The following is a 24,002-nucleotide window of genomic DNA, read 5'->3' on the forward strand; positions in this document are numbered from 1 at the left end:
CCATAAATTAGCAAAAATATTGTACTACTTCAATTGGTGTTAGATATTCCAAACCTATAAAATCGTCTGATATATTCGCTATTTTATCATTATATCCTGGTATTAATGGTTTATTATTATAGGTCATCTTTACAGTAGAATTTATCTCTCCGTTTATCATATTTAATATAGTAGATTTTCCCGTTCCATTTTCACCTATTATTCCTACAATATTTCCACTTTTTAAATTTAATTGCTGATTCTTAAAAAGTATTTTTTGATCAAATCCAAATTTGTGGATATAAACTTTCAACATAATTTTTAAACTCCTTTATAAAATAAAATTAGCCCTAAAATTGATGCTATTAAGCTTATTAAAGCAAGAATTATAATCAAATAATTAGGTCGTAAGCCTTTCTTTATTGAAGTATAAGCTTTTAACAAGTTATGTATTGAAAATAATGTAAGAAATATAAAAACTATTGGTTGAATTTTCATTTTATAATCTCCTTCTTATATTTAATTTAAATATTAACATATAATTTAAAGTTTTTATTATTGATAAAATAGCTCCAATCCAAATTATTAATTGTATAATAAAAATAACTGTATTAACCCTAATAAGATTATTTACCAAGCTACTTTGAATGTCTTTATTCAAATGTAAATTTATAAACAGGCTTGTAATTACAAACATTGATGATAAAAACAATGCTTCTATAAAACTCATATATTTTTTAATATCTTCAGGCTGTTTTGTCACATCAGATTTGTTCTTTTCTACATACACATTTGCGGACAAACATATTAATAAAATAAAAATATGAGCACTCCCTAATGAATATATAGTTTGAAAATTATACTTCAAATTTGATAATATAATTAAATAAGTAGTTCCCCAAAATATAGAAAACATGAAAAATATTATAATTAATATTATTTTGAACATATAAATCCAAATAATGTTAAGTTTTAAAAATTCCAATTTAGTTATAGAAAAATAAAAGCAGTCATCATATTCAAGTAGTCTTATTTTAATGTATGAATAGTAAATAACAAAATATATACATACTTGCACAATAACTATAATTTCATTATTTGATAAAAAAGGTATTTTATGTAAAGTATAACAAATCAATAAATATATTATTATATAAGAAGGAAATATAAAACTCATAAATTCTTGTGGTGTTTTACTTAATTTTCTAATTAATTTTTTTATATTAATATTTATAATATAAAATTTATTTAATTTAACAATAGACTCTTTATTTGTTATCATCTTTTTTTCATATAGATAAAATATGCTAATAATAATAATAAACACAGATGTTGAAACAAAAAAATTTATATATCGATTTAACATTACTGCTGTAATAAAAAAATATATAAATCCATAAATATATAAGAATAGATTATTTATATTATTTACTTTTATACAAAATAAGAATAAGATTAATAGTATAGTTATAATACTTTTTATATCCAAAATAATTATTAAATTAAAACAAATTATAACAATACCATAAAACTGAAATACAGCATCTTTAATAAATAATTTATGAAAGTAAGTTCTAAGATTAATAACTTTTAACTCTTTCATTTTAGTCAAATATGTAATAAATAAAATTGCACCAATTATATACTTTAAATTTATGGGATAAAATATAGAAGCTATTGGTAAAGTTAAATTAAATAAAATTTCCCAAAATGAAATTATTTTACTTATCAATGTACATGCATTTTTATTAACATAACTAAATTCATCATTGATATATGCAATTTTTTTTGAAAAACAGATTCTATATTGTTTTTTTACAAAAAAAGCTATATAATTATTTATTATTATAATTTTTTTTTTTAAATTCATACTGCCTCCATATAGTTGATATTATTAAAATTTATTTAAATAAATCCGAATATTAGGAAAGAAGTAAAAAATATTAATTAATAACACTTTTTACTTCTTATCACTAACTACTTATTACCAATTAATAATAGTTTTTCTACCAGCCCATTTAATTAAAGCTGATAAACCTTTTTCTAGGGCAAATGCTGCACCACCAGCAAGTCCCGCTACAAGATAAAGGGCTGATGCAATAGTCACACCATTTAATATCATATCAACTATTGGAGCAGCTATAGAAGCTGAAATTCCTGTTGCTATTAAATCAAACATATTCTCACCTCCTTTCACAAATTAAGTATTTATTTACAAACATTACAGTTTGGCACTACAATGCAAATATTAACAGTGCCCCTGTAATAATTTGAAATACCATGTCTTTATTGTTTTTTTCAATATCACTTTTTATTTTAAATACAAATATATATATAACATACCCTGTTAAAGCTAACAAACTTATCCATACAGATTTCACAATAAAGCCTGATGCCATAATAATTTGCAATACTATAAGTAAAAATATCTTTATTGATAATGGTACAAAGTATGATTCATTTAAAAATGATTTGTCCTTATTACCTTTATAAGCAAGTTTAAATACTAACTGTAGTAAAAATCTTGCCAGAACTAAAATTACTACTAAAATAAAAACTGTTACTAAACTTCCAATTAATATTGTTGCAATTAATACATTATCAGATACTTTTCCTGATAATTTCATTATAGATCCAACTTCATTTTTTCTTATGGTACAATTTAAAGTGAATAAAGTTAAAATATAAATTATTACATTTATAAAAAATACTGTTTTTTGCTTCTTAGATTTCATATTTTCCCTCCTCATATTATGCCCTAAGCCTTATAACTTCCACTATTGCAGCTAAAATCAAAAATATATTAGCTACACAAAAGTTAATCAATAATCCATCTTTTTTAACGTGATTCTTGTACTTTGAAAATACTGAATCTAATATTTTTCTTGAAATTTTAAATGCTATTGCTAATATAATTAATATCTGTATTGACTCCAAAATAAAATGTGGGTAAGTTCCTAATGCAATTAGAAGACCATTTTTTCTAAATACAACTGCAAAACTGTCTCCGAAAACAAAGTATGTAATAATTACTGGAATAGAAGGTCCTATATAAAAGAATATAGATAAACAAATAACTACAATTGAATTTAAAAAATTATGAGAAATTATTTGCCATAAAACAAAACTAACCCCTGTATTATTAAAATTGATTCGTGTAATAGTTGAATTAGTATCAAATAAATATCCATATATTAAACCAGCTAAAGTACTAATAACAATAGTCCCTAATGCCAATCCATGTTCAAAAGATAGAAATCTTTTAATTTATCACACCTCCTAACTAAAGTATTGCACTTTTGGTTGATCATCTCATTTCTTAGCTTATTATTTTATTCTTAATTAGTGATATTTTATATACAGTGATCTGCATCTGTTTACTATCAGAATATATTTTTGAAATCTATAAAATTCCATTTATTTCTATTATGTATTTAGTATATTATTCATTAATTGTTGAAGATCTTTGTACTTTGAATCTTGACAAAACAGGACAATAAATTTATACAAAATATTCTTTAACTTATAATTCTTTTAATGATCATCCTGAAATTTTTATATCATTTATATTACTGTCTAAGTTTAAATTTTATAATTATTTTAAAGCAATACAAAATATTATTTATTTTCAGAATCAAAGTATTTATTCCAAATTTATAATTATTAACTTAATATATTTCTATTTTAATAAAATAATATATTATTTATATTATTTTGTCAAAAATTATAAATGCTGTTTATATTAATTAACTTCTAAATTATACTTATATCGGTAATTTTCGACAATTTATATAATTATCTTAATATTTATATTTTAAGAATAATTGTGATTATTGAATTAATATCTATAAGAATTATTTATACATAAATTTTATTTAATCTAGTTTTTGACAAATTCATAAACTAAATTAGATTTATCTATATAACTAACTTTTATTCAATTTATACTATTTGAAATTATATAATAATATATAATTTTCTATGTGTTATATTTTATTTTGATTTTATAATAATTTCTAATATTTTATTAGAATAAATTAAACTAAAAATAAATCATATATAATATAAACTTATGTTTTAAGAAAAAAAGGGCAAGTCTAAAAGCTTGTCCTTTTTATATCAATATAAGTTGAACACATATATAAATTACTAAACAGCTTCATTTCCTATATTTAAATGAGCACTTGTCTGTGCCCTCCTTATCCCTTCCTGCAACTCTCTCTTATTTTTCAAATTGGATACTTTACACCATATCGCTTACATAGAGTAGCAAGACAAGCACATTCACAATCTTTGTAGTCATGTTGTTTTATACATATGTATTTGTTAAAAAAATAACTCATTTGCCACCTGTCTTTGTTTCATATACATTATATATAGTCAATATAATGTATATCATATACTAAAATAATATTTTTTCATTATTTAGGATAAAATTGGTTTAAAAAATAATATTTATTTGTTATAATTATAACAACTTTTCGAAAAGACTATAAAGATTTATTACAAGAGGAATTTTTTATGGAACAAATTAATTTGATCCAGTTAAAAGAAGTTAATGGAGGTACATATTATGGTAACGGCGTTAGCTGTGACAAGAATGGATGTACTGTAGATCGGAGTAAAGCTTGGTATTGTGGAGTTAATAGATGGGGTGCAGCAGTTGCTACTGGTGGTAAAGCTACTATTGGTAATTGTTAATTATTTGTTTTCAGATTTATTAGTAATTGGAGAGGTGCCCCCTCTCCTTTATCAATTTATAAGGGAGTAAATGGTGAATGAAAAAGAAAAAAGATGAGCAAAAATTAATTAGCTTATTTGATGAATTTAAAAGGTTGATTTTTGAAAAGAGTTCCCAAGACGAAAGATATTTTAGAAGGAATCGGGTGTTAGATTTTGAGTAAAAAAGAAAAAAGAATAGCAACGGAAAATTCTTTATTATCAAGGGTTTATGATTTGATTCTAAATACACAAACTATTGATGATGAACGTTCTAAATTAGCTGAATTTAAAAGTGCAGTTGAAAATGGAAAAGACTTCGAGAAACAATTGATGAACTTAGCAGAAGACTTAAGGCAACTAGCAGTTTACAAATTTAAGAATAAAGAAACACTTAGCCCAGAAGTTGGTAAATTTTATATGGATATTTCTACTACTGGATTACTTGAAAAAAATTTAGGTATTGGCTTCACTGCAATTAGCTTTTTAGCTAAATAAATTAGTATATCCCTACCCAATGGTTAGTTGAAATGGAAACAAAAGTTTAATATAATATTATTAATACACAAATTGTGGGGGGATAAGCCATGAACAAAGAACAACAAGTCCTAGCAAATTTCAGAGACTTATTCAACAAACTGTCTTGGCTTAATAGTTTTAAGATGAAAGCCAGTCTTAAGGAATATACGCCTTCTGAAATACATTGTATGGAATACATTGAAAAAAATGTGGATCCCAATGTTACAAAACTTGCGGAGTCCTTTTATATGACTAGAGGTGCCATAAGTAAATTAACTAAAAAGCTCATAAAGAAAGGTCTCATAGAAAGCTATCAAAAACCAGACAACAAAAAAGAACTGTATTTTAGGCTTACTAATGAAGGGAAAGCAATTAACAAAATCCATGATGAACTGCACCAAGAATTTCAGCAGCGGGATAAAGTAGTATTTGATCAGGTAACGGAAGAACAATTTGATAAAATGCTTGCCTTCGTAGAAAAATACAGTAAACATTTGGATGAAGAAATAAAAAAACTAGGTGTAGACATAACAAATGGAAATTATCTTTTATAATAAATTTATATAAAAAGTAGCCTAACTGAGGCTGTATCAACACACTGGAACATCAGTGTATGATACAGCCTTTCGATTTATTCGATAACTACCCGCTCTAATACTCCCATCTTCTTCAAAGTGGGAGTAAAGAGCGGGTACGTCCCTGGATAACGATTTCTAAGCTTTAGAGGGATTAAAAACTCCCTCTAAAGCCAAGAACTCTGTTTATTGTTGACAAAGAAACAATAAAGGAATAGAATAATTATGTTGACAAGGAAACATAATTATTCTTTTTAAGAGGTGAACATTTTAAATGGGTAAATTAAAATCAAGCAATACACAATCTACAAACCAAGCTTTTAATAAAAAGGCTTTAACATTTGGTCTTACTTCTGTGCTTCTTTACGGCATGGGTTTTGGAATCACAACACCTGTTGTGCCATTTTTGGTACAACCCTATGTAAAAAGTGGGGCAAATCAAGCTATGGTCATTGCACTACTAACATTCATTTATGCAGTGTGCGTGTTTTTAGCAGCTCCTGGACTTGGAGCTTTGAGCGATCGGTATGGTCGTCGTCCTGTACTGATAATATGCCTTTTGGGATCCGCAGCTGGATACCTGATTTTTGGTATAGGTGGAGCTTTATGGGTACTATTTCTAGGACGTATAATAGACGGTCTAACAGGTGGAAACATAAGTATAATCTTAGCATATTTTGCAGATATCACTCCCAAGGAGCATCGAATCAAATACTTCGGATGGGCTGGAGCAGCTGCTGGTATAGGTTCCATAATCGGACCTACTCTAGGGGGGCTGCTTTCTAAGTTTGGTTATTCTACTCCCATGTATTTTGGAGTGATAATAACTTTATTAAATGTTCTCTATGGAGCCATTTATATGCCTGAAAGCCTTAAGAAAGAACACAGAGTGGATAAAATCTCCCTTGTTAGTTTAAATCCATTTACTCAATTAGCCAGTGTACTTTCTATAAAGAATCTAAAATGGCTTTTTATTTCAATATTTTTGCTAGGGGTACCTTCTGGTTCTCTACAAGCATTTTTTTCACAATTCGCCAAAGATACATTTGAATGGGGTCCTACCATGATAGGAATTGCATTCTCTATTTTGGGAGCACAAGATATTATTGCTCAAAGTCTTATAATGCCCAAGCTTCTGATAAAGCTTAAAGAGTCACAAATAGCAGTTCTTGGTATGGTTTCAGAAATTATAGCTTATGGACTAATTGCGGCATCTGGTATATTCTCATACTTTCCTCTATTTATTGCAGGTACAATTATATTCGGTTTTGGAGACGCTATTTTTTGCCCAGCAGTAAATGGAATAGCTTCCAATGCTGTCAGTTCTGAGGATCAAGGCAGGATTCAAGGAGGAAGTCAATCTATTCAGGCTTTAACTAGAATAATTGGTCCTATACTTGGTGGCCAATTATATATATATCTTGGTCATTTTGCCCCTGCCATAATGGGCATGATTCTTGTGGCAGCAGCAATAGGAGCTATGCATAAAGGTACTCATGTAAAGTTTCAGGTTCAGTAATAGATTTTTATCTTTCCAAGGGATAAAAGTTAAGAATCTTTAGAAAGTCCTTTTACTAGTTTTATTGTTTTTTACTATAGAAATAATAAATTCTTTATTGTAGATTTTTAAAAACAAAATTTTATATAACAATAAAAAGAGGCAAGTTAATAGCTTGTCCCTTCTTATTTGTAGATAGAAGTTAATATAATTTGAAATTTTATAAAGTTTTTTCCTCCCTCCTTTTTTAAAATTGTAAACATTTACTAATTTAATTATATAATATAATTAAATTAAATTGGACAGGTCATACCAGTGTTAACAAAAAGTTAATATTACTTTTTATGAATAACCAATAAGCATAAATTCCAACATGGCAATGTAGGAATTTATGCACTTTTATCTATATCTTTAGGAATGTTTTTTGCCCTAGTCCCATATTTTAATAACTCCTCCTTCCATGCCAGAGGTAGCTAAGCTTGTGTACATTCCAAGTACCCCTTTAGTATATTTAGGTGATTTTGATTTCCAATTAACTTTTCTTTTATTTAATACTTCATCTATTTCTTCTTTTGTTTTTTCTTCTCCATTTATTCCTACTATATTTATTCCTCTAGATTCTATGTCTATATGAATAATGTCTCCATCTCTAACAAAAGCTATTGGTCCTCCATTACTGGCTTCTGGTGATACATGCCCTATGGCTGGTCCTCTGGTTGCTCCTGAAAATCTTCCATCTGTTATAAGTGCTACTGTTGAATTCAACTTTTCATCTGAAGCAATTGCTTCCGTTGTGTAAAACATTTCTGGCATTCCGGAACCTCTAGGGCCTTCATATCTTATTATTATTGCATCTCCTGGTTTTATGGTTCCATTTATTGTTGCTTCAAAGGCTTCTTCTTCTGAATCAAAGGCTTTTGCATTTAATTTTATATTTCTCATATTAGCTGGTAAACTTGAATGTTTTACTACACATCCCTCTGGCGCTATATTGCCCTTTAGTACTGATACTGCTCCTATTTTGCTTATGGGATTTTCCGCATCATATATAACTTGTCTATAATCCATTTTAGGCGCAGATTTTAAATAAGTTCCATAAACTTCTTCCTTATTAAATTCTTCTAAATTTTCTCCTAAAGTTTTTCCTGTAACTGTCATAACATCTAAATATAAATGTTTTTTTATTTTATTCATTATTGCAGGCACCCCTCCTGCATAAAATACATAATTTGCAGGCCACTGTCCACTTGGTCTTACATTCAGTATAAATGGTATTTTTCTGTGAATCTCATCAAAATCCTCTGGTTTTATTTTTATACCCAATTCTTTAGCTATAGCTGGTATATGAAGAAGTGCATTAGTGGATCCTCCTATAGCTGCATGAACCATTATTGCATTTTCTATAGATTTTCTATTTACTATATTTGAAACCTTTATTCCTTTTTCTATTAAATCCTTTAGCGTTTTAGCAGAATTTTTTGCATATTCTTTTACTATTTCTGAAGTTGATGGTAATAAAGCTGCACCGGGAAGTGTTAATCCTAACGCTTCACTAAGTACCTGCATAGTTGCTGCAGTTCCCATAAAAGAACAAGCTCCACAGCTAGGACATGCTTTTTCTTTGTAGAATTCATACTCTTTTCCTGTTATCTCTCCTCTTTTATACATAGCGCTATAAGTTCCTACTTGGTTTAGTGTTAATAGATTAGGTCCTGCATTCATAACTCCACCTGGTATAACTAGGGATGGTATGTTTACTCTGCACATAGCTACTAGGTTTGCAGGCATACCTTTATCACAACTTGCTATAAAAATTCCTCCATCAAATCCTGTTGCATTTACATGTATTTCTATCATATCTGCTATTATTTCTCTGGATACTAGAGAGTAATTCATTCCATCATGACCTTGAGCTTGTCCATCACATATATCTGTAGCATAGTAATCTGCTGACTTTGCACCTAAATTAGTTAATTCATCCATAACTTCATTTACTATTCCATTTAGATGAGCACTTCCTGGATGACTCTTTCCATAAGTACTTTCTACTATTACCTGGATTTTTTCTAAGTCTTCTGTATTCCAACCCATTCCTCTTTTTAGAGAATCCATTTCTGGAGCTATCTTTCTCACCTTTTGAGAATATAACATAATTTTCACCTTACCTATCTATAGCATTTTTTTCTAGCATTATCTTTTCCACATCTTCTGGAATTACCAACATATTATCACCTTTAATTGTACATTTTAATGTAGCTGATGCTGCTCCAAAGTCTAAGGCTTCTTTTAAACTTTTCTGTTTCATAATTGAGTAAATTACTCCGGATACAAATGCATCTCCACTGCCTACTCTTTCAACTATCTTAGTTGTTAACTTAACGGATTCTGCTCTTTGTTCTCCTAATCCATAAGCGTAGTAGATATTATTATCCTCTTTATCATTTTCCCTTTGTGTATGAAAAATATATTTAAATCCAAATTTGCTCTTTAATTCTTCCATTCTTTTAAATACATCTTCTTTAGTAGCTTTTTCTCTATTAAACATGGTTATATCTTTATCATTTACCATTATAGGCTCTATTCCAAAGCACATATCCACATAAGGTGCTAATTCTGTAGCATAATTTTTAGCTTCCATAAAACTTGTCATCTTACTTCTAAAATTCAAATCCATGCTTATAAATATATTTCTTTTCTTTGCTTCTCTTACTAATTCTCTTACTATTTCTCTAGAATTTTCTCCAACTGCTAAGGTTATTCCACTAAAGTGAATCCACTTTACTCCTTCTAAAGCCTTATTTATATCTATACATTCTAGAGTTAGTCCGAAAAAGCTACTATGTTTTCTATCATATATAACACTACTATTTCTAACCCCTGAACTTCTTTCTAAAAAATAATATCCTATTTTCTCTCCTTTAGTTATTATATTAGATGTATCTACTCCCACCCCTCTAAAATATCTTTTTATATTTTTAGCTATATAATTATCTGGCAAAGCTGAAAGAATAGAAGTTTCTATATCCCAAGCAGCTAAGATTGAGGCTATATTAGCTTCTGAGCCACCATAAAAGTACTCTAGTTCATTAGATATTCCACATATATCAAAGTTCTTTGGAGTAAACCTTATGAGTATTTCACCTATAGAAAGAAATTTTCCCATTATTTATCCCTCAACTTTCTCTATAAATTTTCTTGCATTTTCAGATATTTTCACTTTATCATTATTGGTGCCTGAAGATAATATACTTCCTATCCCCACTGAATCTGCTCCATTAATTAACCACTGTTTTAAATTATCAAGGTTAACTCCACCTGTTACCATTATCTTCACATCTTTAACAGGTGCTTTTATTGCTTTAATATAACTAGGTCCTAGAGTTTCCCCTGGAAATAACTTAATAATCTTAACACCAGAATTTAAGGCATTTACTATTTCTGTTGGAGTAAAACAACCTGGTATATAATCTACTTTATTTTCTATACAAAAATAATTTATATCACTATCAAAGTTAGGTCCTACTATAAATTTTGAACCTGCCTTTACAGCTTCTCTGCATGTTTCTATATTTAAAACGCTTCCTGCTCCTATAACTACGTCTTTATATTTTCCTACTAAGTTTTTTATAATTTCTGAAGCATCCTTATTGGTGTAAGTTACTTCTATAATCTTTATTCCTCCTTCTATAGCTCCTTCTATTATATTTAGTGCTTCTTCTTTGTTATTCCCTCTAATTACTGCCACAATTTTATTATGTAAAATCTTTTCTACTACACTCATTGAAAACTCCTCCTAAAAAAACAAGCCCCACCTTAAGTGAAGCTTGTTTTTCTTTATTTTTGGTTCCCTTTTTTTATAGCTTCATATAAGCCGTTTATATAAGTTGCTCCTAATGCCCTATCATATAACCCATATCCAGCTCTTCCTACTTCTCCCCATATCATTCTTCCATGATCTGGTCTGAAATATCCTTGAAAGCCAGTATCATAAGCAGCTTTAACTAATTTATACATATCTAAAGAACCTTTTTCTGACAAATGAGCTGCTTCTTCAAATCCTTCCTCTGTAATTTTTACGTTTCTTAGATGTAAAAAATGTATTCTTCCCTTTGCTCCAAAGTAACGTATTAGTTCTTCTACATTATTGTTTTGTGATGCTCCAAGAGAACCTGAACATAGGGTTATTCCATTATTCACACTATCATTTATATTAATTAATCTTTCTAGATTTTCTTTACAAGTAATAATTCTTTTTAATCCAAATATAGACCAAGGTGGATCATCTGGATGAATTGCCATTTTAATGTCTACTTCATCGCATACAGGAATTACTTTATTAAGAAAATATTCTAGGTTTGTCCATAAATCTTCCTCTGATATATTTTCATACTGCTTTAAAAGGGATTTTAATTCTTCTTTAGTATAACTAGAATCCCATCCTGGAAGAGATAAATCTGAGGTTAATGGATTTAAGTTTTCCACAGTTTTATGAGAATATATTAATGCATTTGATCCATCTTCTAGTGGATGAGCCAATTCCGAACGCATCCAATCAAATACTGGCATAAAATTATAACATACTACTTTTATGCCGTATTTGGCTAATGTTCTTAAAGTAATACAATAATTTTCTATATATCTGTCTCTAGTTTCTAAGCCTAGTTTAATATCCTCATGAACTGGAACACTTTCAATAACTTCCAATTTTAATCCCTGTTTTTCTACTTCTGCTTTTAAAGCTAGAATTCTCTCTTCATGCCAAGCCTCTCCTACAGGAATATCATATATGGCAGAAACCACTCCATACATTCCTGGTATTTGTTTAATGTATTCAAGGGTAACTGGATCATCTTTTCCATACCATCGGAAAGTCATTTTCATATTATAACCCCCTTTCTCTTTTCATTTAATACTTAAATCTATCTTTATAAAATTTCATTTAAAGTATGCTTAATTTTTTATTTTTAAAATCAATCTTCATAGTTATAAATACTAATATGCCTATAATTAAAACTGAATATATAACCATCATTACTGAAGATAAAATTCCAATATAAATTCCTAAAAGTCTTACTACTATAGCTAAAATTGTAAGTTTTAATAATAATTTTTTATTGTTACTTCTAATTGAATAAACTACTATAACAGTTATTAATATTGATAATATTAAATTTCCTATTTCTTGAATAGCTGATGCTACATATGAAAACCCACTGGTAGTAGTTAAAACAGAAACAATTTTATTAATAGTATTTATGTCCACGCCCTTCATATTATAAATGCTTCCATCCATTATGGTATTTGCTAATGAAATATTTGACACAGAAGAAACACCTATCAAAAATAAAATGCTTATTATCCCTTTACCCATACCATAAGATACAGCTTCCATATATGATCTATTATTTTTAGAACGGGATATGGATAACCATGTTAAAAACACATCAGAAGCTACTATAATAGCTACAGTTATAAATTGGGATATCCATTTATTGTCCATTAAAGAGAATTGTTTCATATATTTTAAAATAGGAGAAGAGATAAGCATCTGTGAAATAATAAATGTTAACATACCCATGCTAAAAGATTTCATTTTTAATGTTTTTTTCAATGCTAAGTATAGTACAAGTAGTAAAGGAATTATTGTACTAATTAATAGAGCTGTATACATTCCCATCATAGTGCTTTGATTCATTTAACTCTCCTCCTACACAAAATTATTTTTGATATTTATAAATTCTCTCCATTACTTGCAATAACTTCTTTGTACCAATTGAAACTTTTCTTTGGTATACGTTTATAGTCTTGATCTTTATCTACATATACAAAACCATACCTTTTATTAAATCCTTCTCTTGTAGAATAAAGATCTATGGCAGACCAAGTTAAGTATCCGATGATATCTACCCCTTCTTCATAGGCTTCTTTCATTCTTATTATATGGTTACGTAAAAACTCAATCCTGTAATCATCTTGTATAGTACCGTCTTCTTCTAAAATATCTCTGTAACCTAGGCCATTTTCTAATATAAGGATAGGCATTTGATAACGATGATAGTAATCTTTTAAGAAATGTTTAAGTCCATAAGGATCAATATTCCATTTCCATTCCGTTTGTTTTAAATAAGGATTTACAGCCTTTAAATTAGACTTTACTATTAAATTCTCTTTTCCCTCATCTTTTATAATACTGCTATGATAATATGTAAGAGATAAGAAATCTGGTTCAGCCTGATGTATAATATCTAAATCTCCTGGTAAAATAATTTTATCTAAGTCTAAATCTTCAACTGTTTTTAAATAATATTTAGAATATTCACCTCTTGCATATACATCTGCATAATTGTATCCAATCATATATTTATAAGTTTCGCAGGCTTCTACATCCTCCACTTTACAAGTTGCTGGATAAGGGCATATATTTCCTACGTTTCCTCCAGTCTTAGCTTGTGGATCAATTTCATGTATTAGTTTTGTAGCTCTTGCATAAGCAAGATTTATATGATGTTCCATAGTAAAAGATTCTGTTCTATCTTTTGCCATGTATCCTACTGTATACAATGTATCAAATCTTAAAAGATTCTGTTCATTAAAAGGAACCCAATATTTAACTCTACCTTTAAAGGCTGTTACAACTGTGTTTACATAATTTATATAGTCATCAATACATTCTCTTGACAAAAATCCATTGTATTTTTCTACTAAATGATAAGGTAAATCATAAGCATATAAAGTTACTACTGGCTTAATATTATATTTTTCTAATTCATCAAGTATTTTACTGTAAAACTCTAATCCTTCCTTATTAGGTTCTAAGTCATCCCCATTAGGAAATATCCTTGTCCAGGCTATTGTGAATCTATAAATTTGAAATCCCATTTCATTTAAATAAGCTATATCTTCTTTATAATGCTCATAATGGTTACTAGCATTTTTAAAATCTTCAAAATTTGCTTCTAGGTTAGCATTAGGCATAGTTCTTACATCTGCAATGGAAACACCTTTATTTCCTTTATTCCATCCCCCTTCAAATTGTTGAGCATTAGTTGAACTTCCCCATAAAAAATCTTTATTCATAATAAAACACCTCTCTTATAATAAATAATGTGCTACACAGCACTCTACAGTTTCAGAAAATACTACTTCTTCATTAGGTTCAAGAATTATGCTAGTCCCCATTTGTACATTTATATCTTCAACTATGCTCTTCCCCTTCACTATTGTGATAACCTCCAAGGTATTTAATGTATTGTTATATTTATGTCCAATAAATTTTTTAACAGCATACTTTTTTTCTAGTATTTCTTCTTTAGTGAATCTTTCAGTTTTAGATTTTAATTTAATATCCACAGCCCTTTTAGCTTTATCTATATGAAGTGGCCTAGTATTGCCATTTTCATCTATACGATTATAATCATAAAAACGATAAGTTAAATCACTATTTTCTTGTATTTCATATACTAGAGATCCTGAACCTAATGCATGTAATGTTCCTGCCTCTACAAAAACGTAATCTCCTTTTTCTACTTTTAGATGATCTATAATATTTTCAAAGTCTTTATTATTAACTTTTTCATAAAAACTATTATAGGTATCACATAAACATCCATTAACAATATATCCACTATCAGGCTCTTCTAGAAAATACCAAGATTCTGTTTTTCCAAAAGGAACTCTTTCTAATTCCTCTGCAATTTTATCATTAGGATGTACCTGAACGCTTAAATCTTCTTTAGCATCTACCAATGCTATTAAAAGTGGATATTCATCAAAGGGAATATTATATTTTTCTTTATTATCTTTATAAAAATCATAAAAAGTTTTTCCCTTATATTCTCCATTTAATATTTCATTGCTATTATTTTTAATACTGCTTACTGTATAAAGCTGTCCTATATTATCTTTATTGTATTTATCTACATAGGGCATTAACCGTGTCCCCCCCCAAATTGTTGGGAAGGGAATTGGTTTTAATATTTGCATTCTTCTCACGCTCTTTTCATTGATAAGGCTTGTTTTAATACATTTTTACCATTACAAGTACCGTAATCACTGGAGTTAATTACTTCAACAGGTACATTTAATTTTTTTCCTTTTTCTTTTAAAGATTCTAGCATAAATTTAATTTGAGGACCTATTAACACTACATCTGCATGAGCCATATTTTCATCTGCTGAATCAGTTGATACCGCCCAAATTTTAGATTCAAAGTTAAGATCCTTTGCTACCTTTTGCATCTTAGTTACTAATAAACTTGTTGACATTCCAGCGGAACAAATTAATAAAATATTCATATACTTTTCCTCCTTAAAATTATATTTAACGATATTCAACTTCTAAATTTCTAAACTCAAATTCTTTGTTATCCCTAGTATTTCTAAACCATTTACCAGATTTTTTAATGTGACGTGCTAAGTTATCTTCTAAATCTATTTCCACTAAACCGTAGCGATTTTTAAATGCATTTGAAGGAGATACGCAATCTGTAAATGCCCATAACATATATCCTTTGCAGTTGCTTCCTTCTTCAACGGCTTTCAGTAGCCAAGCTAAATGTTCACTTATATATTCAATACGATAATCATCTTGAATAATACCTTCTGAATTTTTATATTTCTTTTCACCCTGAACACCCATCCCACTTTCTGATACAAGCCATTCTATATTTCCATATTCATTTTTCATTCTCATAGCCATATCATACATAATCTTAGGATAAATCTCCCATCCTCTGTATGGATTCATCCTTTTACCTTGAAGATCATGAGTATCAAAATAGTATGATGGATGGAAAGGTATTTCTGGATTCCATGCACTATTTCTTGCCTTTACTCTCATTGGGAAATATAAGTTTAGCCCTATATTATCACAGGTATTTTCCTTTATTATTTGTAATTCTTCTTCTGTATAATCAAATAAACAGTTGTGGAATTTTAATACTTCAAATAATTCTTTATCTATTTCTCCTTTTACTGCTGGGTCTAAAAACATTCTGTTATAGAATAAATCGTACATATGAGCTGCTTTAACATCATGGTCTGCATCTGATCTTGGGTAAGCATATTCAATATTAATAACTACCCCAATCTTTCCATGTAATCCTAAACTCTTATAGGCCTGAACAGCCTTAGATGTTGCTAGTATTTTATTATAATTCCATTGCATTGCAAGTTTTGTATCTTGTTTAAATGGATATCTTAGCCCATCAAGAATTGTTCTGGTTTGAACTACAATTGGTTCATTAAAAGTAAAAAATTGCTTTACTTTATGTCCATAACGTTTAAATACTTCCTTTGCATATAGTACAAATAAATCTACTACATGCTTACTTTTAAATCCTCCATATTTCTTGTATAATTCACCTGGGAAATCAAAATGCTCTAGACAAATCATAGGTTCAATTCCCTTTTCTATCATTTTGTCTATTACTTTATCATAAAATATTGCTCCATCTTCATCTACTTCTCCAGTTTCAAAATCTTTTATAAATCTTGACCAGTCTATAGAAGTACGATATGAATCCAATCCACATTCCACCATTAAATCTATATCTTCTTCATATCTATGATAAAAATCTGTAGCATTTTTAGGGCCATAATTTTCATACCATAAATCAGGAGTTGCCTTATACCATAAATCTACAAAGGTATCCTTTCCTGGTTTTTTTCCACTCCATCCTTCAGTTTGCCATGCAGATGAAGCTGCTCCTAGTATGAAATCTTTTGGAAGTTCATATTTAAATTTATTCATATAACTCTTTTCCCTTCTTTCTAAAAATTTTATGAATATTTTTTATGTAACTATGTGCTTTATTAAAACACATAGTTACATAATTTTATAATTTATTTCTTTTGAATTGAATTAACTAAGGCCGCTAATTCATCATCAACATTTTCTTCTTCTGCAAGTTGTTCTTCCTCAATCTTTTTCTTATCCCATATTTTTAAGAAAGGATAATATACTACAATTGAAATTAAAAGGTTTACTGCCTGAAGTATTACAGCTCTAAAGTCTCCACCTGTGGATAAAAATCCTGACATGAATATAGGAACTGTCCATGGTACTGCAACTCCTGCTGGAAAAGAAACCAATCCAAGAGCCATTGACCAATATGTAACGGTACCTATTAATAAAGGGGCAACAATGAAAGGAATAATCATAATAGGATTCATTATAATAGGTAAACCAAACAATACAGGCTCCGCTATATTAAATATAATTGGTCCCACTGCAAGTTTTCCTAATGATTTTATCTGTTTAGATTTAGCTACGAAAAGCATTAATATAACAAGTCCCATAACAGCTAGACCACCAGCATTAGTAAAACAATCATAGAATTGCTTTGTTATAATATTAGGTAATTCTTTTCCAGCTTCAAAAGCTAAACGGTTTTGGTCCATAGATGGAAGTAATATTGAATCCATAACTCCAAATACAACACGGCTTCCATGGATACCTAATGCCCAGAATACGTGAATCATACTAACTGTTAAAAGCATTCCACCAAAAGATAATCCTACTTTAGATAATGGGCTTGAAACAAATTCTGAAATAAATCCAAAGATTGTTTGGAAACTAGTTGCCTCAAAACCTAATCTAACTAACCAGCATAGTGTCAATATTATAGCTGCTGGAGTAATTGCTACGAAAGATTTAGATACAGCTGGGGGTACACTATCAGGCATTTTAATTACCCAATTTTTCTTAACCACATATGCGTATATTTCAGCACTAAATATAGAAACTATAATACCTACTATTAATCCACCGGCGGATAAATAAGTGTTTGTCTGAATTACACGTCCTAAATTTACTGTAGCGTTCCCTATAACAACATTTTTAATATCAAATACAGGTATTAAAGATACAAATGCAGCTACTGCAACTATAGATGATGATAATCCATCTACATCTCTTTGTTTTGCAACCTGATAAGCTACTGACATAACTGCTACCAATGTCAAAATATCAAAGGTTGCACGGATAGGATATGTTATTTTTGCCACAAATCCATCACCAAAGATTCCATTCACAAAATCTGCATATCCTGCTATTGGTAAATTGGCTAGTAGCATAAATATAGATCCCACAATTACCAAAGGCATAGTAACAGCTAAACCATCACGTAAAGCACGAATATAACGTAAAGATGCAATCTTAGAAGCAACGGGCATTACTTTGTTTTCTAAAAAACTCATCAGTTTATTCATATTATTTCCTCCAAACATTTATTTGAATCTTCTGACTTTTATCTATGCAAAATTGGCTTAATAATTTTATATATATCTAAAATCTCTTTTGCATGATCTTTTTCTATCATTGCCATTGTTAAATGATCTTGAGCATGTACCAAAACTATGTTAACTTCAATCATATGTCCCTGAGCCTCTCGTTGAATCATATCAACCTGAGATTTATGTGCTATTTTTAATTCTCTTTCTGCTTCTTCTAAATATTTTTCTGCTTGTTCAAATTCAAATTTTTTAGCTGATTCAATTGCCATTTTAGAGGCTGATTTTGAATTCCCAGCATTTAAAATCAATTGAAAAGCTAATGAGTATTTATCATCGTCCATAATTTTCTTTCTCCTTTTCTTTTTCAATTTTCATTAGTGATTTTAAAAATTCTTTATAATCTTGTTTCTTTATTAATTCTTTAATACATTGACTGTTTAAAAGGAAATTAGAAGTAATTTGATAAAACTTTTGTAAATCTGTATTTTTGTTGTTTTCTACACATACTAAAAATATAACCTGAATATGTTGTTTTTCCCAAAGGATAGGGTTGTCTAATATTCCAATACACACAAAAGTTTCTTTACTAATTGTTTCTTGTGGATGAGGCATAGCCACCATATTTCCAAACTCAGTTTTTGCTGATTTTTCCCTTTTTAATACGGATTCATAAAAATATTCTGGTAATCCTTTCTTTTCTATAACATAATCACATAGATACTTTAGTGCTTCTTCTTTATTCTTGTGCTTCATATGAGTTATAAACAACTTATCACTATAATATTTTTCTATGGGAATAGTCATATCGTGTACCAGCATTTTTTTAACATTCCTTCTATCTGACTCTTCTAAAAAATATTGAACTTCCATTATTGGAACTGGAACATTTTCATGAATTGGAACCGTAGTAAATACATAATCTATTTTAGTGAAATCTACCTTGTGTATCTTATTAACCTCACAGGTTTCAATGTTATTAATGTATGACCCAAACTCTTCTTTATATTTATACAAAAGAAGCTGAGCACTGCCTTTTCCTGAAGAACAAACTAGCAAAATATTTTTCTTATTTATTTTTGTTTTCTGTCTCTCAAGAGCTAGTGCAATTGGAAGTGCAATATAGCCTATTTCATCATCTTTAATCTGTTTGTTATAATGTTTACTTAAGATGCTACAAGCTTGGCTTGCCATTATATAAGCTAAAGCATACTTTTCCTTAATTTCATTTAATAATGGATTTTTCATATTCATATCGTATTTAATTCTAATATCCAAAGGAACAATATGTTGACTTAAAGACATTCTCAATTCAAAATTATCTCTAAAATCATATTTAAATACATCGTATATTGTCTGTAGCATTTCTGTAACAATATTACTTATATTTTGACTTATAACTAAATTGCTTTTACCTTTATTATAATTTCCATAAGTTTTTTTCCCTGCCAGATGAATAGTTATATATCCTATTTCTGATTGTGGAAAGTCAACATTGAAATTTTTTTTAAGTTTAGAAACAATCTCATGTGCAATTTTATATTCCTTTTGTTTTAAAAGTTCTTCTATATGGTTTTGTTCAAGTGGTACATAATGGCCATCTTCAATACGTTTCATGGCTATATATATGTGCACTATAAGGTTTTCAAAGGACATATCTGAAATACTAAATTCTTTCTCTCTAAGACATTCAGACACACATTTAGCTATTACTCCCATGGTACTATTTTTTTCTTTAGCGTCAAATTTAATGTATCTTATTAAATCATTTTCCTCTATATAATTAGCGATACATAAACGTAGATTAAATTCTTCCCCTTGAACCTTAATGCCATAGTATGGCTTCCTTAAAAGTGTTAAATTATATTCTTTTAATAACTTTTCAGTAACTTTCAAGTCCGCTGCCAGTGTTTTTTTTGATATATAAAGACACTCACTTAAATCATCAAGCTTCACATAATTCTTGGTATACAATAAATATTCCAAAAGATACCTAATTCGTTCTTCAGATGTTCCTGGTAAATCATTGTCATATTGCTTAAGATATGAGTCTTTGAATTCTTCAAATTTCTTAAAATCCTTTACAATAATCTTAGATCCAGATCCATACTTGGAATCAATGTGGGCGCCCTGATTAATCAATTCTTTTTCAAGTATTTTTATCAGATTTCTAATCGTTTTGCTACTTACTTTTAATTGTGAAGCCAATACCTCTGCAGTTAGGTATTCTTTGGTACTAAGTAATTGCAGCAGATTGTTTAATCTTTTATCTTTCATCTTCTCCTCCATAATCTACAAAGTAACATCCTTTATTAAATATATATTTCAGCTGTATTTTTATTGTGGTTTGTCGAATTAAGTCATATTTTATTGTAATCTTATTATATCATTATAAAATTTATATCTCCATTACCATTTTTAGCACATTTAAAGTGGAATTTGTTTCAACTAATGACTAGTGAGAGGAAGCCAGATTAATCAATCATGTTACGAAATTTAAAATAAGCTAATATTGCTGTCAGTTGATTTAGCGTTAGTTTAATAATTCTCAAATAACACTTTCAATATAATCCTTTAATCAAAATCATACATTCATTTGTTTTATTATTTTTAAACTAGCTAAAATATCTATTACTTTCTTATTAGATAAATTTTCATGAAAATTATAATCTATAAACTTAATTATGTTAAAAATAAAAAGCTATTTATAGCTTATAAAATATAAATATAGTATTTGGTGATATTTCAGATGAAAAATGAGAAATTAAAAAGAACTATAAATTTACTACTACCGTAAATTTATAGTTCTTTTAAAATTTGTGATATATATTTTTCTACATTTATAGAAATAATATACATATCATAAAACAAAATATCCATATAATAATATAATTTATTAAAAAATATATTATTTTAAAATAGAACCTTTTCTCATTTCTAAAAATGCTATTATACTATATGGAAACTTTTATATTACTCTCAGTAATGTATTTCATTTATAATGCATAATTAACTAAAATATTTTCATTTTGATTTTCCACTTTCTTATCTTAGTAAAGATTATCTTACAAGTAGAACACATGAAAGAAAATGATACAAAACAATTAAACTATACTAATATCTAATGCTTATAATAATAAACCTTAAAGTTGAAATAGTTATCTAGATTTGTTAGGTCCTATAGGGATGATTGCAATATCATCAAGGTAACTATCTATCTTATTTACATCATTATTTCTCTTTATTAATTTAATGGAATCAAGTATATAATCATAAGAAATATTTTGTGTTTCTATAGTAAATTTTTTAAATTTACCCCCAGAATTTTGTGTAAAAATTGATGTTCCAATGTTCCAACTTTCATGATTGTCCTTTTTTGTGAAGGCAATTATATTTAATGATTCATCATCAGTGGTAAAATCATGTTTTATATAACCAGTAATTAAATAATCATAATTGGGTTTTACTTTATCTTTAGGAATGGTATATTTAGACTCTTGAGGTATAGCTAAAGAACCAAGTCTAAGATTACCTAATTTATCAGACCAAGTTGCATTTTCCCATGGATAAGAACTGAATTTATCATCAAATCCAAGTGTCAAAGTAGCTAATCTGATAGTAATATTCATTTTAGGTGTTAATTTTATATCATATAATCCTTTAGCACTTCCATCAGATAATTGTCTCTTGAATTCTTTTGAGGTATCTTCATCTGTATATGTCATAACACTTTCTTCACTAAGTTGTTTTTTATTGCTTTTACCTTCATTGTCTGTATATTCATAAAATAGTATTCCATCTTTATCTTCACTAATTGCTTCAGGATACGCTATTTTAAGGCCTTCTTTAATTGTTAAGCTTGGAGTTTTATCTTCAGGGTTTTTATAATTTTTAGCAGCTATTCTTGTTTCCAAAGCTTTTCCGTCATCTGGATCAATAATAATTGAAGCTGTTCTTCCCTTTATTTGATCCATAATAGGAGCCCATCGATCACCTATTTCAGGCTTACCATCTGATTTAATTATTCCATATCTACCATCAGTTTGATCAGTATTTATTTTTATTACTTCATTATTTAATACTGCATTTAATTGAGATTTGTTTAAAGTAATAGGATGAGAATTAAAATCATCCATAGTCTTTAAAGAAATTCCTTCTTTGCTTGCAGGGTATCGACTTTCTGAAGGTATGCTTAAAGCAGTGGCATTAGATTTTGCTGTAATAGTTGCAATTGTAGAGTCTTTCAAAATAAAACTAGTAGTTGGCTGTGCATCATATATTCCACCAGTACCCACATTATTATAATGGACATTAGCATTTAAATAACCAGCTGAAGCAGAATTAAATTGTTCAGTATTACTTTTAGAACTTCCCCAATCAGAACCAACTGTTTCCGTATGTTGATAATTAGCACTGGCTCCAACGGAAAACCCTTTAGGCCCAAAGCCAGCTTCAATACTTGCCCCTTCACTATTTGCATAAGTATAGCTATTATTTGAATGTGACTCAGCAGAGTTTGATAAATTAGAATCCTTAGATAAAATCATTTTTCTCATATCTACATTTATACTAGGGAAAGCTGCTACTAATGGGTTATGTGTTGCAGCTGCATTAGATGCTGGAATATCTCCAGCTGCTTTTTCCCAGTCAGTATAAGGATCTCCTGCTGTATAAGCTTGATAAGGATTTGATAAATATTTAATGTATCCTTGTTCAGCAAATTTATCATCCCATTTTACAGCGACTTTTCTTTGTATGGTATATCCATTTTCTTCCCATAAATCAGGTATAGAATCACCATCTGTATCAGTATCTTCATCAATTTCTTCATTATCTGAAGATAAACTTTTTTTAGATGATGAAATCATATTTTTTTCAGATAATGGTTTTGAATTATCTGGAGTTAATAATTCATCTCGGTTAATTTCTATTTCTTCACCCTCGTTATTAATCTTAAAAATCTGCATGTTTTTAAATGTATCATTGTTAAAGGTCTTATCACTATTTATTCTATAATTAATTTCAATGAAAACAGGTTTGTCCTTTTCTAAGGTTATTTCTTTTTTATCATTACCTAAATTAGATACTATGTCTCCATTTATTGCAATTATCATATTTTCATCATGGGAACATTTAAACTTATATGTCCCATTTTTATTAGTATTTATTAATCCAACCCACCTAACTGATGCAAACTTTTGATCATCTTCGTTGATTAATTCATGAACCTTATCTTGGTCATAACTTAAGTTTTCACTTTGGGTTTGTGCAAAGAAAATCAAATTTTTAAAATCTTTTCCTTTATAGTAGTAACCCAATAACCCTTTACGATCTATATTATTACCATCTTGTTCTTTCTCATTAATACTAGTATTAGCTGATTCATCATTTTTAGCGGCATAAGCAGGAAAACTACTTATTGTAGATAATATAACTGAACAGGTTAAAATTCCAATTAAAGCTCTTTTCATATTTATTCCC

The 24,002-nt window shown here is 28.6% G+C and carries 24 protein-coding genes and 1 pseudogene; 5 read left to right on the top strand and 20 right to left on the bottom strand.

All coding sequences use genetic code 11. The annotated features are described in order from the left end of the window. Positions 1-7: 7 nt before the first annotated feature. The 7 genes and pseudogenes from NGI68_RS10115 to NGI68_RS10145 all read right to left on the bottom strand — a co-directional run. A complete protein-coding gene (locus NGI68_RS10115; RefSeq protein ID WP_251861360.1) occupies positions 8-295 on the bottom strand; it encodes an ATP-binding cassette domain-containing protein in 288 nt (95 codons plus the stop codon). Positions 296-300: 5 nt separating this feature from the next. After that, complete coding sequence (locus NGI68_RS10120) at positions 301-477, bottom strand: hypothetical protein (protein WP_251861361.1); 177 nt, start codon at positions 475-477, stop codon at positions 301-303. Position 478: 1 nt separating this feature from the next. After that, positions 479-781 carry a hypothetical protein gene (locus tag NGI68_RS10125; protein WP_251861362.1) on the bottom strand — a complete coding sequence of 101 codons (303 nt, stop codon included), beginning with the start codon at positions 779-781 and terminating at the stop codon, positions 479-481. A 1,182-nt stretch (positions 782-1,963) separates the two neighbouring features. Beyond that, on the bottom strand, positions 1,964-2,158 hold the full coding sequence (locus NGI68_RS10130; RefSeq protein ID WP_251861363.1) for a hypothetical protein: 195 nt from the start codon (positions 2,156-2,158) through the stop codon (positions 1,964-1,966). Between the two features lie 55 nt (positions 2,159-2,213). Then, positions 2,214-2,714, bottom strand: a complete 501-nt coding sequence (locus NGI68_RS10135; RefSeq protein ID WP_251861364.1) for a hypothetical protein — start codon at positions 2,712-2,714, stop codon at positions 2,214-2,216. A 16-nt stretch (positions 2,715-2,730) separates the two neighbouring features. Then, positions 2,731-3,216, bottom strand: a complete 486-nt coding sequence (locus NGI68_RS10140; protein WP_251861365.1) for a stage II sporulation protein M — start codon at positions 3,214-3,216, stop codon at positions 2,731-2,733. A 995-nt stretch (positions 3,217-4,211) separates the two neighbouring features. After that, positions 4,212-4,322: pseudogene (locus NGI68_RS10145) on the bottom strand (cysteine peptidase family C39 domain-containing protein); the annotation flags it as partial. Positions 4,323-4,500: 178 nt separating this feature from the next. Between NGI68_RS10145 and NGI68_RS10150 the strand changes: the two are divergent. The 5 genes from NGI68_RS10150 (at position 4,501) to NGI68_RS10165 (ending at position 7,311) form a co-directional block, all read left to right on the top strand. Next, positions 4,501-4,680: a leucocin A/sakacin P family class II bacteriocin gene (locus NGI68_RS10150; RefSeq protein ID WP_251861366.1), complete on the top strand. Its 180-nt coding sequence runs from the start codon at positions 4,501-4,503 to the stop codon at positions 4,678-4,680. Between the two features lie 77 nt (positions 4,681-4,757). After that, the gene (locus NGI68_RS16955; protein ID WP_286010103.1) at positions 4,758-4,883 is read left to right on the top strand and encodes a hypothetical protein; all 126 of its coding nucleotides are present in this window, start codon (positions 4,758-4,760) and stop codon (positions 4,881-4,883) included. Beyond that, entirely contained in the window at positions 4,876-5,196 is a 321-nt protein-coding gene (locus NGI68_RS10155; RefSeq protein WP_286010104.1) for a bacteriocin immunity family protein, read from the top strand. The genes NGI68_RS16955 and NGI68_RS10155 overlap by 8 nt, the downstream gene beginning before the upstream one ends. A gap of 89 nt (positions 5,197-5,285) precedes the next feature. Beyond that, on the top strand, positions 5,286-5,771 hold the full coding sequence (locus NGI68_RS10160; protein ID WP_251861368.1) for a MarR family transcriptional regulator: 486 nt from the start codon (positions 5,286-5,288) through the stop codon (positions 5,769-5,771). A 295-nt stretch (positions 5,772-6,066) separates the two neighbouring features. Next, positions 6,067-7,311: an MFS transporter gene (locus tag NGI68_RS10165; protein WP_251861370.1), complete on the top strand. Its 1,245-nt coding sequence runs from the start codon at positions 6,067-6,069 to the stop codon at positions 7,309-7,311. Between the two features lie 408 nt (positions 7,312-7,719). Here the strand turns inward: NGI68_RS10165 and ilvD are convergent, their stop codons facing one another. From ilvD to NGI68_RS10230, 13 genes are all read right to left on the bottom strand, one after another. After that, positions 7,720-9,441, bottom strand: coding sequence for a dihydroxy-acid dehydratase (gene ilvD, locus NGI68_RS10170; protein ID WP_251861371.1), 1,722 nt, complete (start codon positions 9,439-9,441; stop codon positions 7,720-7,722). Positions 9,442-9,451: 10 nt separating this feature from the next. Further along, positions 9,452-10,453, bottom strand: coding sequence for a sugar kinase (locus NGI68_RS10175; protein ID WP_251861372.1), 1,002 nt, complete (start codon positions 10,451-10,453; stop codon positions 9,452-9,454). A gap of 3 nt (positions 10,454-10,456) precedes the next feature. After that, positions 10,457-11,071, bottom strand: coding sequence for a bifunctional 2-keto-4-hydroxyglutarate aldolase/2-keto-3-deoxy-6-phosphogluconate aldolase (locus NGI68_RS10180; protein WP_251861373.1), 615 nt, complete (start codon positions 11,069-11,071; stop codon positions 10,457-10,459). 53 nt (positions 11,072-11,124) lie between these two features. After that, entirely contained in the window at positions 11,125-12,171 is a 1,047-nt protein-coding gene (gene uxuA / locus NGI68_RS10185; protein ID WP_251861374.1) for a mannonate dehydratase, read from the bottom strand. A gap of 58 nt (positions 12,172-12,229) precedes the next feature. Further along, entirely contained in the window at positions 12,230-12,985 is a 756-nt protein-coding gene (locus NGI68_RS10190) for a YhfC family glutamic-type intramembrane protease (protein WP_251861375.1), read from the bottom strand. A gap of 35 nt (positions 12,986-13,020) precedes the next feature. After that, positions 13,021-14,367: a glycoside hydrolase family 1 protein gene (locus tag NGI68_RS10195; protein WP_251861376.1), complete on the bottom strand. Its 1,347-nt coding sequence runs from the start codon at positions 14,365-14,367 to the stop codon at positions 13,021-13,023. A gap of 15 nt (positions 14,368-14,382) precedes the next feature. Further along, positions 14,383-15,219 carry a type I phosphomannose isomerase catalytic subunit gene (locus tag NGI68_RS10200; RefSeq protein WP_251861377.1) on the bottom strand — a complete coding sequence of 279 codons (837 nt, stop codon included), beginning with the start codon at positions 15,217-15,219 and terminating at the stop codon, positions 14,383-14,385. Positions 15,220-15,278: 59 nt separating this feature from the next. Next, positions 15,279-15,584 (bottom strand): PTS sugar transporter subunit IIB, encoded by a 306-nt coding sequence (locus NGI68_RS10205; RefSeq protein WP_251861378.1) that lies wholly within the window; start codon positions 15,582-15,584, stop codon positions 15,279-15,281. Positions 15,585-15,609: 25 nt separating this feature from the next. Then, a complete protein-coding gene (locus NGI68_RS10210) occupies positions 15,610-17,040 on the bottom strand; it encodes a glycoside hydrolase family 1 protein (protein ID WP_251861379.1) in 1,431 nt (476 codons plus the stop codon). A 92-nt stretch (positions 17,041-17,132) separates the two neighbouring features. Then, positions 17,133-18,500, bottom strand: a complete 1,368-nt coding sequence (celB, locus tag NGI68_RS10215; protein WP_251861380.1) for a PTS cellobiose transporter subunit IIC — start codon at positions 18,498-18,500, stop codon at positions 17,133-17,135. A gap of 38 nt (positions 18,501-18,538) precedes the next feature. Next, positions 18,539-18,865, bottom strand: a complete 327-nt coding sequence (locus NGI68_RS10220; protein WP_251861381.1) for a PTS sugar transporter subunit IIA — start codon at positions 18,863-18,865, stop codon at positions 18,539-18,541. Beyond that, positions 18,855-20,798: a BglG family transcription antiterminator gene (locus NGI68_RS10225; protein WP_251861382.1), complete on the bottom strand. Its 1,944-nt coding sequence runs from the start codon at positions 20,796-20,798 to the stop codon at positions 18,855-18,857. The genes NGI68_RS10220 and NGI68_RS10225 overlap by 11 nt, the downstream gene beginning before the upstream one ends. An 881-nt stretch (positions 20,799-21,679) precedes the next feature. After that, on the bottom strand, positions 21,680-23,992 hold the full coding sequence (locus NGI68_RS10230) for a binary toxin-like calcium binding domain-containing protein (protein ID WP_251861383.1): 2,313 nt from the start codon (positions 23,990-23,992) through the stop codon (positions 21,680-21,682). Positions 23,993-24,002 lie beyond the last annotated feature (10 nt).

The sequence above is a fragment of the Clostridium sp. Marseille-Q2269 genome (assembly GCF_943736985.1).
Classification (GTDB): domain Bacteria; phylum Bacillota; class Clostridia; order Clostridiales; family Clostridiaceae; genus Clostridium_F.

Coding starts and splice junctions, on each gene's coding strand:
- NGI68_RS10115 (WP_251861360.1), bottom strand. CDS start 295: ATGTTGAAAGTTTATATCCACAAATTTGGATTTGATCAAAAAATACTT.
- NGI68_RS10120 (WP_251861361.1), bottom strand. CDS start 477: ATGAAAATTCAACCAATAGTTTTTATATTTCTTACATTATTTTCAATA.
- NGI68_RS10130 (WP_251861363.1), bottom strand. CDS start 2,158: ATGTTTGATTTAATAGCAACAGGAATTTCAGCTTCTATAGCTGCTCCA.
- NGI68_RS10135 (WP_251861364.1), bottom strand. CDS start 2,714: ATGAAATCTAAGAAGCAAAAAACAGTATTTTTTATAAATGTAATAATT.
- NGI68_RS10150 (WP_251861366.1), top strand. CDS start 4,501: ATGGAACAAATTAATTTGATCCAGTTAAAAGAAGTTAATGGAGGTACA.
- NGI68_RS16955 (WP_286010103.1), top strand. CDS start 4,758: ATGAAAAAGAAAAAAGATGAGCAAAAATTAATTAGCTTATTTGATGAA.
- NGI68_RS10160 (WP_251861368.1), top strand. CDS start 5,286: ATGAACAAAGAACAACAAGTCCTAGCAAATTTCAGAGACTTATTCAAC.
- NGI68_RS10165 (WP_251861370.1), top strand. CDS start 6,067: ATGGGTAAATTAAAATCAAGCAATACACAATCTACAAACCAAGCTTTT.
- ilvD (WP_251861371.1), bottom strand. CDS start 9,441: ATGTTATATTCTCAAAAGGTGAGAAAGATAGCTCCAGAAATGGATTCT.
- NGI68_RS10175 (WP_251861372.1), bottom strand. CDS start 10,453: ATGGGAAAATTTCTTTCTATAGGTGAAATACTCATAAGGTTTACTCCA.
- NGI68_RS10180 (WP_251861373.1), bottom strand. CDS start 11,071: ATGAGTGTAGTAGAAAAGATTTTACATAATAAAATTGTGGCAGTAATT.
- uxuA (WP_251861374.1), bottom strand. CDS start 12,171: ATGAAAATGACTTTCCGATGGTATGGAAAAGATGATCCAGTTACCCTT.
- NGI68_RS10190 (WP_251861375.1), bottom strand. CDS start 12,985: ATGAATCAAAGCACTATGATGGGAATGTATACAGCTCTATTAATTAGT.
- NGI68_RS10195 (WP_251861376.1), bottom strand. CDS start 14,367: ATGAATAAAGATTTTTTATGGGGAAGTTCAACTAATGCTCAACAATTT.
- NGI68_RS10200 (WP_251861377.1), bottom strand. CDS start 15,219: ATGCCCTATGTAGATAAATACAATAAAGATAATATAGGACAGCTTTAT.
- NGI68_RS10205 (WP_251861378.1), bottom strand. CDS start 15,584: ATGAATATTTTATTAATTTGTTCCGCTGGAATGTCAACAAGTTTATTA.
- NGI68_RS10210 (WP_251861379.1), bottom strand. CDS start 17,040: ATGAATAAATTTAAATATGAACTTCCAAAAGATTTCATACTAGGAGCA.
- celB (WP_251861380.1), bottom strand. CDS start 18,500: ATGAATAAACTGATGAGTTTTTTAGAAAACAAAGTAATGCCCGTTGCT.
- NGI68_RS10220 (WP_251861381.1), bottom strand. CDS start 18,865: ATGGACGATGATAAATACTCATTAGCTTTTCAATTGATTTTAAATGCT.
- NGI68_RS10225 (WP_251861382.1), bottom strand. CDS start 20,798: ATGAAAGATAAAAGATTAAACAATCTGCTGCAATTACTTAGTACCAAA.
- NGI68_RS10230 (WP_251861383.1), bottom strand. CDS start 23,992: ATGAAAAGAGCTTTAATTGGAATTTTAACCTGTTCAGTTATATTATCT.